This window comes from Amycolatopsis sp. NPDC114484, from assembly GCF_055633755.1.
This window is the reverse complement of sequence record NZ_JBVKDQ010000005.1, coordinates 204,841-217,825: the sequence shown is the minus strand read 5'-3', so window position 1 is coordinate 217,825 and position 12,985 is coordinate 204,841. Positions and strand designations below refer to the sequence as shown.

General features: G+C 70.1%; 11 protein-coding genes. 7 read left to right on the top strand and 4 right to left on the bottom strand.

The genetic code is table 11. From position 1 onward, the window contains the following. Positions 1–12: 12 nt before the first annotated feature. From ACZ7SW_RS15905 to ACZ7SW_RS15885, 5 genes are all read left to right on the top strand, one after another. Positions 13–1,137, top strand: a complete 1,125-nt coding sequence (locus tag ACZ7SW_RS15905) for an NAD(P)-dependent malic enzyme (protein ID WP_470231124.1) — start codon at positions 13–15, stop codon at positions 1,135–1,137. 18 nt (positions 1,138–1,155) lie between these two features. Then, the gene (locus ACZ7SW_RS15900; RefSeq protein WP_470231123.1) at positions 1,156–2,607 is read left to right on the top strand and encodes a CYTH and CHAD domain-containing protein; all 1,452 of its coding nucleotides are present in this window, start codon (positions 1,156–1,158) and stop codon (positions 2,605–2,607) included. 183 nt (positions 2,608–2,790) lie between these two features. Further along, positions 2,791–3,285 (top strand): hypothetical protein, encoded by a 495-nt coding sequence (locus ACZ7SW_RS15895; protein ID WP_470231122.1) that lies wholly within the window; start codon positions 2,791–2,793, stop codon positions 3,283–3,285. Positions 3,286–3,306: 21 nt separating this feature from the next. Beyond that, positions 3,307–3,741: a DUF6292 family protein gene (locus ACZ7SW_RS15890; protein ID WP_470231121.1), complete on the top strand. Its 435-nt coding sequence runs from the start codon at positions 3,307–3,309 to the stop codon at positions 3,739–3,741. Positions 3,742–3,956: 215 nt separating this feature from the next. After that, positions 3,957–4,757, top strand: coding sequence for a SigB/SigF/SigG family RNA polymerase sigma factor (locus ACZ7SW_RS15885; protein ID WP_470231120.1), 801 nt, complete (start codon positions 3,957–3,959; stop codon positions 4,755–4,757). Positions 4,758–4,782: 25 nt separating this feature from the next. On the opposite strand, the gene ACZ7SW_RS15880 is transcribed toward ACZ7SW_RS15885, so the two are convergent. Further along, entirely contained in the window at positions 4,783–5,562 is a 780-nt protein-coding gene (locus tag ACZ7SW_RS15880; RefSeq protein ID WP_470231119.1) for a helix-turn-helix domain-containing protein, read from the bottom strand. Between the two features lie 59 nt (positions 5,563–5,621). On the opposite strand from ACZ7SW_RS15880, the gene ACZ7SW_RS15875 reads away from it, so the two are divergent. Further along, positions 5,622–6,518: an alpha/beta fold hydrolase gene (locus ACZ7SW_RS15875; protein WP_470231118.1), complete on the top strand. Its 897-nt coding sequence runs from the start codon at positions 5,622–5,624 to the stop codon at positions 6,516–6,518. Here ACZ7SW_RS15875 and ACZ7SW_RS15870 read toward each other — a convergent pair. Together ACZ7SW_RS15870 and ACZ7SW_RS15865 are read right to left on the bottom strand one after the other, a co-directional pair. Beyond that, positions 6,511–7,851, bottom strand: coding sequence for an MFS transporter (locus tag ACZ7SW_RS15870; RefSeq protein WP_470231117.1), 1,341 nt, complete (start codon positions 7,849–7,851; stop codon positions 6,511–6,513). The genes ACZ7SW_RS15875 and ACZ7SW_RS15870 overlap by 8 nt on opposite strands. 16 nt (positions 7,852–7,867) lie before the next feature. Further along, positions 7,868–9,133, bottom strand: coding sequence for a hydroxyacid-oxoacid transhydrogenase (locus ACZ7SW_RS15865; protein ID WP_470231309.1), 1,266 nt, complete (start codon positions 9,131–9,133; stop codon positions 7,868–7,870). 129 nt (positions 9,134–9,262) lie between these two features. On the opposite strand from ACZ7SW_RS15865, the gene ACZ7SW_RS15860 reads away from it, so the two are divergent. Next, a complete protein-coding gene (locus ACZ7SW_RS15860) occupies positions 9,263–12,127 on the top strand; it encodes an FAD-binding and (Fe-S)-binding domain-containing protein (RefSeq protein WP_470231116.1) in 2,865 nt (954 codons plus the stop codon). Here the strand turns inward: ACZ7SW_RS15860 and ACZ7SW_RS15855 are convergent. Continuing rightward, the gene (locus ACZ7SW_RS15855; protein WP_470231115.1) at positions 12,114–12,905 is read right to left on the bottom strand and encodes an IclR family transcriptional regulator; all 792 of its coding nucleotides are present in this window, start codon (positions 12,903–12,905) and stop codon (positions 12,114–12,116) included. The two genes, ACZ7SW_RS15860 and ACZ7SW_RS15855, sit on opposite strands and share 14 nt — an antisense overlap. Positions 12,906–12,985: the final 80 nt, after the last annotated feature.

Below are 12,985 nucleotides of genomic sequence, written 5' to 3'. Positions count from 1 at the left end.
TATCCGGCTGGCATGAGCAGTCGCGGAAAGATCCAAGTCACCACCCGAGTGCGGCTCGACGACGCCAAGGACCTCGCCGAGCACTACACGCCCGGCGTCGCCGAGCTGGCCAAGCGCGTCGCCGAGGATCCGTCGGTGCTGGCGCGGGAAACCGTGCGCAGCAATTCCGTCGCGATCGTTTCCGACGGCTCCGCGCTGCTCGGCCTCGGCGACCAGGGCCCGGCAGCCGCGCTGCCGGTGATGGAGGGCAAAGCGGCGCTGCTGAAGCGGTTCGCCGACGTCGACGCGTGGCCGATCTGCCCGGTCAGCCGCGAACCGGAAGACCTCGTGCGCACCGCCAAGGACTTGGCGACGTCCTTCGGCGCGATCAATCTGGAGGACATCGCCGCGCCCCGGTGCTTCACGGTGGAGCGGCAGCTGCACGACGAGCTGGACATCCCCGTGTTCCACGACGACCAGCACGGGACCGCGGTCGCCGTGCTGGCCGCTTTGGACAATGCGCTGAAGCTGACCGATCGCACGCCAGGGGAGACGTCGGTGGTGATCTCCGGCGCCGGTGCGGCCGGGTCCGCGATCGCCCGGCTGCTGCTGAAGGCGGACTTCGACGCGGAGCGGATCGTGGTCTGCGACAGCAAGGGCGCGTTGCACGGCGAACGCGATCTGACCGGCGAGAAACAGTGGCTCGCGGAGAACACCAACCGCGGCGACGCGGTCCGGGGGAGCCTGCAAGACGCGTTGCAGGACGCGGACGTCTTCATCGGCGTGAGCGCTGGCGGCCTGCTCAAGGGCGACGACCTCGCCCGGATGGCCGACCGGGCGATCGTGTTCGCGCTGGCCAATCCGGACCCGGAGGCCGACCCGGACGTCGCGCGCGAGCACGCGGAGATCGTCGCGACCGGCCGCAGCGACCTGCCCAACCAGATCAACAACGTCCTCGTGTTCCCGGGAATGTTCCGCGGGCTGCTCGACTCCGGCGCCCCGAGGGTGACCCCGCGGATGCTGCTCGCGGCCTCGCACGCGCTGGCCGCGACGGTCGGCGGCGACCTCGACCGGGAGCACCTCGTGCCCAGCGTCTTCGACGAGGGCTTGGTGCCCGCGATCGCCGAGGCCGTCGGCGGCGCGGCGGAAAACGACTGAACCGGATCAGGAGCGGGAATGAAAAGCATGGTGTCCGAACGCAAGTACGAGCTGAGCTTGAAAGCCCGGGTGCCGCGGCTGGCGGGCAAGGGGATCACCCAGGAAGCTCCCGCCGAGCAGACGCTGGCGACCGACTATTACGACACCAAGGACTTCCGGCTGGCCAGAGCCGGGATCACGCTGCGAAGAAGCAGCGGCGCCGGGTGGTGTCTCGACCTGCCCGTCGGCACCGGCCAGGAGCTGGGGTTCCCGCTCGACGAGAGCCCCCAGGTGCCCGGTCCGATCGCGACACTGGTCCGTGCGTTCACGCTGGACCGCAAGCTGCGCCCGGTCGCGCAGGTGCGGACCGACCGGTTCACCCACCGCCTGGCCGACGAGTCCGGCCGCACGGTGGCGACACTGGCGGACGATCACGTCACCGCGGAAGTCCTTGGGGGACAGGAGCTTCGGCTGGACCGCTGGCGGGAGCTGGACGTCGAACTCGCGCCGGATTCCGCGCCCGAGCTTCTCGACCGGCTGGACCGGAGCTTGCGCAAGCGCGGGGCCGAAGACGCCTGGTGGCCGTCGAAACTGCAGCGGCTGATCGGTGCCGAGACGAAGGAGGCACGCGGTTCGCGCGAGGTCTTGCCCGCGTATCTGAGCGAGCACTTCGAGCGGCTGCGTCGCGCTGACTTGGGCTTTCGGGTCGGGGCGGACGATTCGGTGCACCAGCTGCGGGTGGCGTCGCGGAAGCTGCGGAGCGCCCTTCAGACGTTCAAAACCTTGGTGGGCGAGAAGAAGGCCGATGCGGTCGCGGCGGAGCTGAAGTGGCTGGGCGGCGAACTCGCCCCCGCGCGGGACGTCGAGGTCACCCAAAGCCGTCTCGAAGCCTGTCTCGACGAAGTCCCGCCGGAGCTGGTTTTCGGGCCGCTGCGGCAATACTTGACCCGCGACTTCGCCCGCACGTCCCAAACGGCACTGGCCCGCGCGACAGAAACGTTGTCCAGCACCCGATACCTGACCCTGTTGCAGTCGATCGCCGCATTGCTCGGCACGACGCGACCCGTGGGCAAAAAGGCGTTGCGGAAACCTCTGCGCAAGGCGGCGCGCAAGCTTTACCGGGCCACCGCGGCGACCGAGGGACTCAGCGGCACAGAGTTGGAGACGGCGCTGCACAACGTCCGCAAGAAGGCCAAGCGAGCCCGTTACGCCGCGGACGCCGTCCGGCCGGTGTTCGGCAAGAAGCTGCGTGTCTGGCGCAAGCACGTCAAGGCCGCGCAGCAGACGCTCGGCAAGCATCAGGACAGCGTGGTGAACCGCGAAGCGTTGCGGCACTTCGCGATCGACGGCTTCAGCGAGAACCAGAACACGTTCACCTTCGGTCTCCTCTACGGTCGCGACGAAGCCGAGGCGAGCGGGCTGCGGAGCAGATTCGCCGACGAGTGGCGCACGCTGCGGAAAGGCAAGCACCCTGCCTGGCTGAAGGTCTGAGCGTTGTCCACTCAGGACAGCAGAAACGCCGGCGGTGTCTCGGCACCGCCGGCGTCCCCGCGGCAACGGAGGTCCGGTGCGCGGAGCGGGTCCCGCGCTGAGTTCTTGCTACCCCGCCGCCGCGAGGTCTAAACCTTTCCGAACCGGGTTTCAGCGCCGCCCGATCGGGGAACCCGGGCGGCGATGGGATCACAACTGACCGCGACGTGGGTATCGGCGATCGGGAGCGCGGGCTCGCTGCTGGGGTTCGCCTCGTATGTGTGGATCATGCTGCTCAACCGGAAGGACCAGGCGGAAGTCCGCCAGGAGCAGCAGGCGCAGTCGGTCTCCGCGTGGCTCGACGAGGGCGCCCGGCATGAGCGTGAAGAAGACTACGTCGTGTGCGCGCACAACAGCGGCGACGCGCCGGTGTTCGACTGCTCGCTGGAGGTCACCCGCCCGGACGAGGACGAACCGCACCACGCCCGGTTCGCGATCATCCCGCCAGGTTCGACCGCCGTCCGCGCGCTGCCGTTCGGCGAGGACGCGATGCCGGTGGACGACCTGTACTCGGCGGCCGCCGTTCCCGGGCTGTCCTTCACCGATTCCCGCGGCGGCCACTGGACCCGCGACACCTCGGGGATGCTCAGCCGCGCCGACCGCCGCTCTCTGCGCGGGCGCTGGCGGTCCGGAAGCTGATCCCCGCGGGGAAAGGCATCCGTGACCACGACGCCGCACTTCCCGTCCAGCAACCCGCACGCCTTCCTCGCCGCGTTGCGCGGGTACCTCGCCGAGGTCACCCGAGCGCTCGGGATCGGACTGGAATCCTGCACCGTCGACCAGGGCCCGCCGCTTTCGGCGTACGTCGCCCTCGACGGGCACCTGCCGGGTTACCCCGAGCGGGATGTCGCGCTGCTGTGGGACGAGGTCCGCGGATGGGCGATCGCGGTCGAAACGCATTCCGGCGAGGACCTGATCGTGCTCCGGTATCTCGGCGGCGCCAGCGTCGCTCCGCCGCCCGCGCGGCTCCTCCGGTTCGTCACCGCATCGCGCTCCGACGATCACCGCATCGGGCAGCTCACGCCGCCCGTGATCCGTTCTGCCGGCAGTTCCGCCGAACTCGACACTCTCCTGCGTCTGCGCGGTGTGACTTGAGCCCCCATTCGGGTGGCCGCCCGATTGATCGTGCTCCCGGGCGGGTACCACCCGGCCATGACGCTCCGGCTGCCCGGCGACCCGGACGAGCGCGCTGACCCGCCGCTCGTCTTGCGGTGCCGGGCACTGTCCACTAAGGATTATCAGCGTCGGCAACGCGATGCGCTCCATGGCACTAACCGAGTCACGTTCCCCCGGCTGTCAGGAGGATCTACATGACCGCGGCGACCATGACCCGCACCCGGCGCAGCGACGACTACCGGCACTGTGCGGTGTTGTTCGAGGAGATCAGCCACCTCGCCGAGGACACCGACGAGCATTCCCGGCTGCGGCACCGCCTCATCGAGGAGCACCTGCCGCTGGCCGAGCACATCGCCCGGCGGTTCGCCCGGCGGGGCCAGCCGTCCGAAGACCTCCTTCAGGTGGCGCGGATCGGCCTGATCAACGCCGTCGACCGCTACGACCCGGCGCGGCAGACCGATTTCGTCGCCTTCGCCGTCCCGACGGTGATGGGCGAGGTCCGCCGGTACTTCCGCGACCACACGTGGTCGGTGCGGGTTCCGCGCCGGCTCAAGGAACTCCACCTGCGGATCGGCCAGACCGCCACGGAACTGGGCCAGCGTCTCGGCCGCGCGCCCACCGCGCGCGAACTCGCCGACCACCTGGACCTCGACCTCGACGAGGTCGCCGAAGCCCTGCACGCCGGGAACGCCTACCAGGCCGCGTCGATCGATTACCAGGCTCACGACGACACCGGTTCGATCGCACTGGCCGACACCCTCGGCGAAAACGATCCCGAAATCGAGAAGCTCGAGGACCGGGAAACGCTCAAGCCGCTGCTGCGGAACCTGCCGGAGAGGGAACGCGCGATCGTCGTCATGCGGTTTTTCTCGAATATGACGCAAAGCCAGATCGCCGAGCGGGTCGGGCTTTCGCAGATGCAGGTCTCGCGATTGCTGGCCCGGACGCTGAGCACCTTGCGGGAGCAGCTCACCGGGGTGGCAGATCCGGCGTAGCCGACTGGATTCCGGTGCAGGCGAACTAGCCTGTGACGTATTCGGTAGGCGTGCAGCCGGTAATACTGCGGAAATCGCGGTTGAGGTGGGATTGATCGGCGTAACCGCACTGGATCGCCAGCTCCGCCCACGACCGCGCCGACGGGAGCCGGGCCACCGCGCGGTGCAGGCGGGAGATCCGTCCGACGGTCCGGGGCGAGAGGCCGATCTGCTCGCGGAAGCGGACGGTCAGGTGCTGCCGCGTCCAGCCGATTTCGGCGGCCACGGCGTCGACCCGGGCCGGACCGGACGTCAGCCGGTGCCAGGCGGCCCCCACCGGGCGGGCCAGGGCCGGGCCCGAGAGCACGCGGGGGAGCAGGAAGTCGTCGAGCAGGGCGAATCGCGCCGGCCAGCCGGGTGCGGACGCGAGCTGGTCGGTCAGCAGGCCCGCGTCGCGGCCGAGGAGGTCAGCCGCGGAGACGCTCGCGTTCGCCAGCAGGCGCAGCGGCAGGCCGAACAACGCGTGCGCGGCGAGCGGGGTCAGCGCGACGGTGATTCCCCGCGCGGGCCCGGCCTGCGATACGAGCAAGGGGCGGTCCCGCAATCCCAGGACCGGCGACGGCGGCAGCGACCGGGCGGGCGCCTCGAAATCCAGGATCATGGTGAGCGCGCCCAAAGGCGTTACGCGCCAAGGTGTTTCCGCGGAATCGGGGAACTCGTGGCCCGCGTAGTCCAGGACGCCCGGGACTCGCGGGCTTCCGAAGACGTGCCGTCCCCGGGAGGTCGTGATTTCCCGGTGCGGGACGACGAGCGACCACTCTGCCATGCCGCCATCTTACTTTCGTCCAAGACCGGGCGGGGTCAGGAGAAATAGCGTCCCGGGTCATGAAGAAAGCAGGCCAGTTCAAGAATTCTGAGGCGCGGCAACGGTATTTCGCGGTTTACGAGCAGGCGCTGCGGGAATGCCCGCCGCCCGACGAGGTCTTCGACGTCGCGTGCCGCCACGGCTCCGCCCGCGTCTACCGCTTCGGTGAAGGCGAGCGGCCGATCGTGCTCCTGCCGGGCCTCATGAACACGTCGGTTTGTTACGCGCCGCTGATCCCGGGGCTCGACGGCCCGGTCTATGCCGTCGACACGCTCGGCGAGGCCGGACGCAGCGTGCAGACCAGGCCGTTCGCCGACATCCGCGACCGGGCACTCGGCCTCGACGACGTCCTGGCCGGGCTCGGGCCGAGCGACGTCTTCCTGGTCGGAGGCTCGACTGGTGGTTGGCACGCGGTCAACCAGGCCATTCACGCCCCGGACCGGCTCGCCGCGCTCTGCCTGCTCGACCCGACAACAGTCAGCGCCAAGTTCTCGGCAGCCACCCAACGACGCGCCCTCACAGCGATGGTGCTGAACCGCGACCGCGATTGGCGGCGCTTCGTGGCCTGGTCGGCGGGCGAGGATGTGTTCGATCAGCCCGCCGCGCAGGTGGTCGTCGCCGGGATTCGTGCGTATCGCGCCCGGATCCCGCTCCAGACCCGCCCGCGCGAAGACGCCCTCCGCGCGATCCGGATGCCGGTGCTGGCGCTGTTCGGCGGCCGCAGCGTCGTCCACGATTCGGTTGCCGCGGCGGCGCATCTCCGCGGACTCGTCCCGCACGCGGAGGTCGATGTCCTGCCGGAAGCGGGGCACTACCTCTACCTCCGCCCCGCCGATCGGGAGCGGATTCTCGATGCGATCAGCGCGGCCCGCGTTCCGGGCGACGGTCGGCCGCCCGGAACGCGGCGGCTCAGGTGAGGCGAGGAACCTCCTTCACCGGCTGGGAAACCCGGGCGTCGTCGTCGAACAGGTCGCTCTGGCGGATCGCCAGCGTGCAGACGACGCTCACCGCGGTCGTCGCGGCGAGGTAGATCAGGATGCCGGTCGTGCCGGTCCGCCCGGCGAGGTAGGCGAGGATCAGCGGGGTGAGGCCCGAGGCCACGACGCCGGAGAGCTGGTAGACGACCGAAATCCCGGTGCACCGCCGCGAAATCGGGAACAGCTCGGCATAGAACGCCGCCTGCGGGCCGTACATCACCGGGTAGCTGATGCCCAGCACCGCGACCAACGAGAGCGTGATCAGCACGGGATTGCCGCTGTGCAGCGCGGCCAGTGCGGGGATCGCCAGCACCAGTGTCGTCACGGCTCCGGTCGTGAAGGTTTTGCGGCGGCCGAACCGGTCGGACACCCTGCCGAACACCGGGATGAACACCACCATCACCGCGGCCGCGATCATCACGCCGATCAGCAGCGGCTGCCGGTCCAGTTTCAGCGTTCCGCTGCCGTAGGAGATCACGAAGACCGCCCAGGCGTTGAAAGCCACGCCCTCGGTGAACCGGCTGCCCATGCCGAGCAGCAGGTGCCGCCGGGAAAGCCGGTCGCGGACCAGTTCGACGGCCGGGACGGTGGCCGTGCCCTCCTCGGCCGTCATGGTGCGGAAGGCCGGGGTTTCCATGACCTTGACCCGGATCAGCAGCCCCGCCAGGACCAGCACGGCGGAAAGCAGGAAGCCGATCCGCCAGCCCCACGAGAGAAACGCCGCGTCGCTGGTGATCGCGTTGAGCAGGGCCAGCACGCCGGTGCCCAGCGTGAGCCCGATGGCCAGCCCGATCTGCGGGAAACTGCCGTAGAGACCGCGTTTCCCGGGCGGAGCGTATTCGGTGGCCATCAGCACCGCGCCGCCCCATTCTCCGCCGACGGCGACGCCTTGGGCCAGGCGGAGGACGACGAGGATGATCGGCGCGGCCGGTCCGATCATCTGGTAGTCGGGCAGCAGGCCGATGAGGCAGGTCGCGGTGCCCATGATGAGCATGGTCGCGACGAGGATCTTCTTGCGCCCGATCCGGTCGCCGAGATGGCCGAAGATGAAGCCGCCGACCGGGCGGGCGAGGAAGCCGAGCGCGAAGGTCGCGAAGGCCAGCACGGTGCCGACCAGGGGATCGGAACCGGGGAAATACAGCTTGTTGAAGACGAGGCCCGCGGCGGTGCCGTACAGGAAGAAGTCGTACCACTCGACGGTCGTGCCGAACACGCTGGACGCGACCACCAGGCGGACGTCGGTTTCGCCGGTGCGCGGAGGAGTTGTCGCCATTGATAACTCCCGGTGGTCAGAGCGAGCGGCGGAAGATGTCTTCGAGCGCGGTCCGGGTGACCGGACGGGGCACGACAGCCAGCTGACGGGTCTGCTTGAGCGTGCCGTCGACGAGGGTGTCGATGTCCTCCTCGCCGTAACCGAACGCGTGCAGTCCCTTCGGCATCTGGATGTCGGCCATCAGCTCGGTGAGCACGTGCGGGAGGGCGTCGGCGCCGTCGGTGGTGGTGAAGGTCTGCCCGCCGGACAGCAGGTGCGCGGCGTGCAGATGCCGTTCCGGCGACGCGGGATAGGTCCAGCGGAACACCTCGGCGGCGGTCGCGGACACGGCCTGGCCGTGCGGGACCATCGGCATTTCCGGGTAGCCCGCGGCGCGGTACTGCTTCACCGCCCCGGCGATCGGGTAGGCGTTCGCGTGCGGCAAGTGGGTGCCGGCGTTGCCGAAACCGGTTCCGGCGTAGGTGGACGCGAGCGCCATCTGGGTGCGCGCGGTCAGGTCGCGTCCATTGAGGACAGCGGCGCGCAAATGCTTGCCCACCAACGTCAGCGCCATCTCGCACCAGACGTCGCTGATCGGGTTGGAGCCGCAGAAAGCCGGTCGTTTCATCGGGTCTTCCGGAGCGGGCTTCGCGTCGAACGCGACGCTGGTGTAGCTCTCCAGCGCGTGCGACAGCACGTCCATGCCGCTGGCCGCGGTCACCTCGGAGGGCAGGCTGATCGTCGTGCGCGGGTCGACGACCGCCAGCGACGGGCGCAGCGACGGGTGGCTCACCCCGGCCTTGAGGTGCAGGCCGAGCAGGTCGACGACGCAGATCGTGGTCGATTCGGATCCGGTGCCCGCGGTGGTCGGGACGGCGATCAGCGGCTTCAGCGGCAGCCACGGCGCTTTGCCCGCGCCGATGGGCGGCGTCACGAAGTCGAGCAGTTCGCCGGGGTGCGTGGTCAGCAGGTTGACGGCCTTGGCGGTGTCGATCGCCGAGCCGCCGCCGATCGCGACGAAACAGTCCCATTCCTGCTGGCGGGCGTAGGCGACCGCCTCGTCGATGCTGGCGTCGGTCGGTTCGACGCCGACGCCGTCGAAGATCTCGCTCTTCACCCCGGCCGCGCGGATCGAGTCGAGCGCCCGGTCCGGGATGCCGGTGCCGCGGACGCCGGGGTCGGTGAGGATCAGGCACGACCTGGCCTGCCGGGCGGCCACCTCCGCGCCCAGCTCGTCGAGCGCGCCGGCACCGAACTTCAGCGGGGGCGCGGCCCAGGTGAACACGCTTTCGTTGCGGGGCATGTCGGTCAAGGAGACCACTCCTCACGTCGAAGTTGACAACATGTGGAAGCTATATCCACTATGTGGCGAGCCTTCACGGTAGCCCGGGGACCGCGGCGCTGTGAACCCCCGATTTCCCAGGAGACGCCCATGCCGGCCCGAGCCCGTTCGCATTCGGCACTGCAGGAAGCCCTCGCGCGGGCGGTGTCCGGCGAGGTCGCCGGCGACCCGGCCACGCTTGCCACCCACTCCACCGACGCGTCGAACTACCGGCACGTCCCGCTGCTCGTCGTGCGGCCGCGCAGCGCGGACGACGTGGTCGCGGCGCTGAGGGTGTGCGCGGAGCACGGCGCGCCCGTCCTCCCGCGCGGCGCGGCGACCAGCATCGGAGGGCAGGCCGCGAACCGCGCGGTGATCCTCGACTTCACCCGGCACCTCAACCGCGTGCTGGACCTCGACCCCGCCGCCCGCACCGCGCGCGTCGAACCCGGGCTGGTGCTCGACCGGCTGCGCGAACGGGCCGCCGAGCACGGGCTCACCTTCGGCCCGGACCCGTCGACGCACAGCCGGTGCACGATCGGCGGCATGATCGGCAACAACGCCTGCGGTTCGCATTCCGTGGCGTGGGGCAAGACGGTCGACAACGTCCGCGCGCTGGAAATCGCCCTCGCCGACGGGACCCGCCTCGAGGTCGGTCCCACCTCTCCGGCCCAGCTGGAAGAATTCTGCGCTCGCGAGGATTCGGTCGGCTCGCTGTACCGCGGCCTGCGAGACCTGCGCGACGAATACCTGGCCGACATCCGGCTCGGCTACCCGAAACTGCCTCGCCGGGTCTCCGGCTACAACCTCGAATACCTGTTGCCGGAGAACGGTTTCGACGTCGCCAAGGCATTGGTCGGCTCCGAGGGAACCTGCGCGACCATGCTGAGCGCCGTCGTCGGCCTGGCTCCGATCCCGGCTACGCGCGCCCTCGCCGTGCTGGGCTTCGAAAACAGCATCGCCGCTGCCGATGCGGTCCCTTCGCTGCTCGATCTTCCGGTGCTCACGATGGAAGGCATCGAAGCCGGTCTCGTCGCCGCTCTTGACGCGCGGAAACCCGGCGACCGCAGCACGCTGCCGGACGGAACGGCGTGGCTGTACCTGGAAACCGGCGGCGACAACGCGGCGGAGGCTGTCGCCGTCGCACAACAGGTCGCCGCTCGCGCCCCGCAGGTCGGCGCTTCCGCGCTGGTCGTGCAAGATCCGGTGGCCCAACGGAAACTCTGGCGGATCCGGGAGGAAGGCGCCGGCCTCGCGACGCGCCTGGCCGACGGATCCGAAGCGTGGTCCGGCTGGGAGGACTCCGCGGTCCCGCCGGACCGGCTCGGCGCGTACCTGCGCGAATTCGAGCTGCTGCTGGACAAACACGGCCGCAAGGGCGTGGTCTACGGCCATTTCGGCGACGGCTGTCTCCACGTGCGGATCGATTTCCCGATGGCCGCGCCGGAAGCGAAGGAAGCCTACCGGTCGTTCATGGTCGAGGCGGCGGAACTCGTCGTGTCCCACGGCGGTTCGCTGTCCGGCGAACACGGCGACGGCCAGGCCCGCGCCGAACTCCTGCCGCTGATGTTCCCGCCCCGGCTGATGCGGGCGTTCGCCGATTTCAAGGCAGCCTTCGACCCGGCGAACGGCATGAACCCCGGCCGGATCGTCGACCCCGCGCCGCTGGACGCCGATTTGCGCACCGTCATCGCCCCGCCGGTCCTGCCGACCCGCGCCCGCCTCGCCCTGCACGCCGACGGCGGCGACCTGGCCGCGGCCTCGCGCCGATGCGTGGGCGTGGGCAAATGCGTCTCCGAGACCGGCGGGATGATGTGCCCGAGCTACCGCGCCACCGGCAAGGAGGAGCACTCGACCCGCGGCCGGGCGCGCCTGCTGTTCGAAATGCTCGCCGGAGACGTCATCGAGGACGGCTGGCGTTCCCCCGAGGTCCGCGACGCGCTGGACCTCTGTCTCGGCTGCAAGGCCTGCAAATCCGATTGCCCGGTCGGCGTCGACATGGCTTCGTACCGGACCGAATTCCTCAGCCGCCACTACGAACACCGGGTCCGGCCGATGTCGCACTACACGATGGGCGCGCTGCCGCGATGGCTCCGGCTGGGCGCGCCGTTCGCCCGCGCGATCAACGCCGTGGCGTCCGGCCCGCTTCGACCGGCGCTGAACCGCCTGGGCGGGATCGCCGCCGAACGCGAACTGCCGAAGCTCGCTTCGCCCACTTTCGCTTCGTGGTTCCGTCGCCGGGAGCGGGTGACCTCGCCGTCGAAGGTCGTCCTGTGGCCGGACACCTTCACGAACTTCTTCGACCCCCAGGTCGGCCGGGACGCGGTCGCGGTGCTGGAGGCGCTCGGCCACGAGGTGGTCATCCCGGACCGGACTGTCTGTTGTGGACTGACCTGGCACAGCACCGGCCAGCTGGGAGCGGCGCGCCGGGTCCTGCGCCGGTCGCTGGACGCGTTCGATCCGTGGCTTCAGCAGGGAATCCCGGTGATCGGCCTGGAACCGAGCTGCACCGCGACCCTCCGCGAGGACGGCGCCGAGCTGCTGCCGGGGGATCCGCGGACTGCCTCGCTGAAGCGCAGCGTGCGGACCTTCGCCGAGCATCTGGGGGAGAGCGAGCTACCGGCGTTGAAGAAGTCCGAGGCCCCGGTGCTTACTCAGGTGCATTGTCACCAGCACGCGGATCTCGGTTACGACGCCGACTCCCAGCTGCTCGGGCAGTTGTCCGGGCAGACGCAAGTATTGCGCGAGGGATGCTGCGGCCTGGCGGGGAATTTCGGTTTCCAGCGGGGGCATTACGACGTTTCCGTCGCTGTCGCCGAGCATCAGCTGCTGCCCGCGTTGCGAGCGGCCCCGGAGGGCACCGTGGTGCACGCGGACGGTTTCAGTTGCCGGACCCAGATTCGGCAGCTGTCTGACCACCGGCCCGCGCACCTTGCGTCGCTGACCGCACGGGCGTTGGGGGTCAGTAGCGAGTGAGCCGGTCCGGCGGCAGGAACGGCGCGATTTCCTTCGCCGCCTCGATCGCGAGGGCGCCCAGCTCCGGAATCCGGTCCTCGGGCAGCCGCACCGTCGGCACCTGGATGACCACCGCCGCCCGGGCGAGGCCGCGGTCGTCCAGGACCCCCGCGCCGACGCACCGCACCCCGGCGACGTTTTCCTCGTTGTCGATGCTGTACCCGCGATCGCGGGTCTCGGTCAGCTCCAGCGCGAGGTCGTCCCGGGTGGCGAGGGTGTGCGAGGTCAGCGCGGGCAGTCGCTCCGGAAGACTCGCGAGGTAGGACTCCGCGTCGAGGGAATTGGCGAGCATCGCCTTGCCGGAAGCCGTGGCGTACAACGGAAACCGCGCGCCGGGATGCTGCTCGAACCGCAGCGGGAGCGTCGACTGCGCGCGCAGCAGCACCACCGACTCGTTCCCCTCGCGGATCGTGATGTTGACCGATTCGCCGGTGTCGGCGTTGATCCGCTGGATGACCGGCAGCGCGAGCTGGAGCCCGTGCACGCGCTGGGCGGCCTGGCCGAGCAGGATCGCGCCGGGGCCGAGGTGGTAGCTGTCGGTGCGGGGGTTGTGCGCGACGAGCCCGTCGGAGCTCAGCGCGCGCACGACCCGGTGCGTGGTGCCCGGCGTGAGGTCCAGTTTGCGGGCGATCGCGGACAGCGGGAGTTCCCCGTCCTCGTCCATCAGGAGCCGCAGGATGCCGAGCGCTCGGCGGATGGCCTGGGTTCCGGCTGGTGGCTGTGCTCCGGTCTGGTTCACCTGGGTTCCGTGTTCTCGCGCTGTCGGTTGAGGCCAGGTTAACGCGTGCCGGGCTCCTCGACCCGATCCGGTGCGGCCGC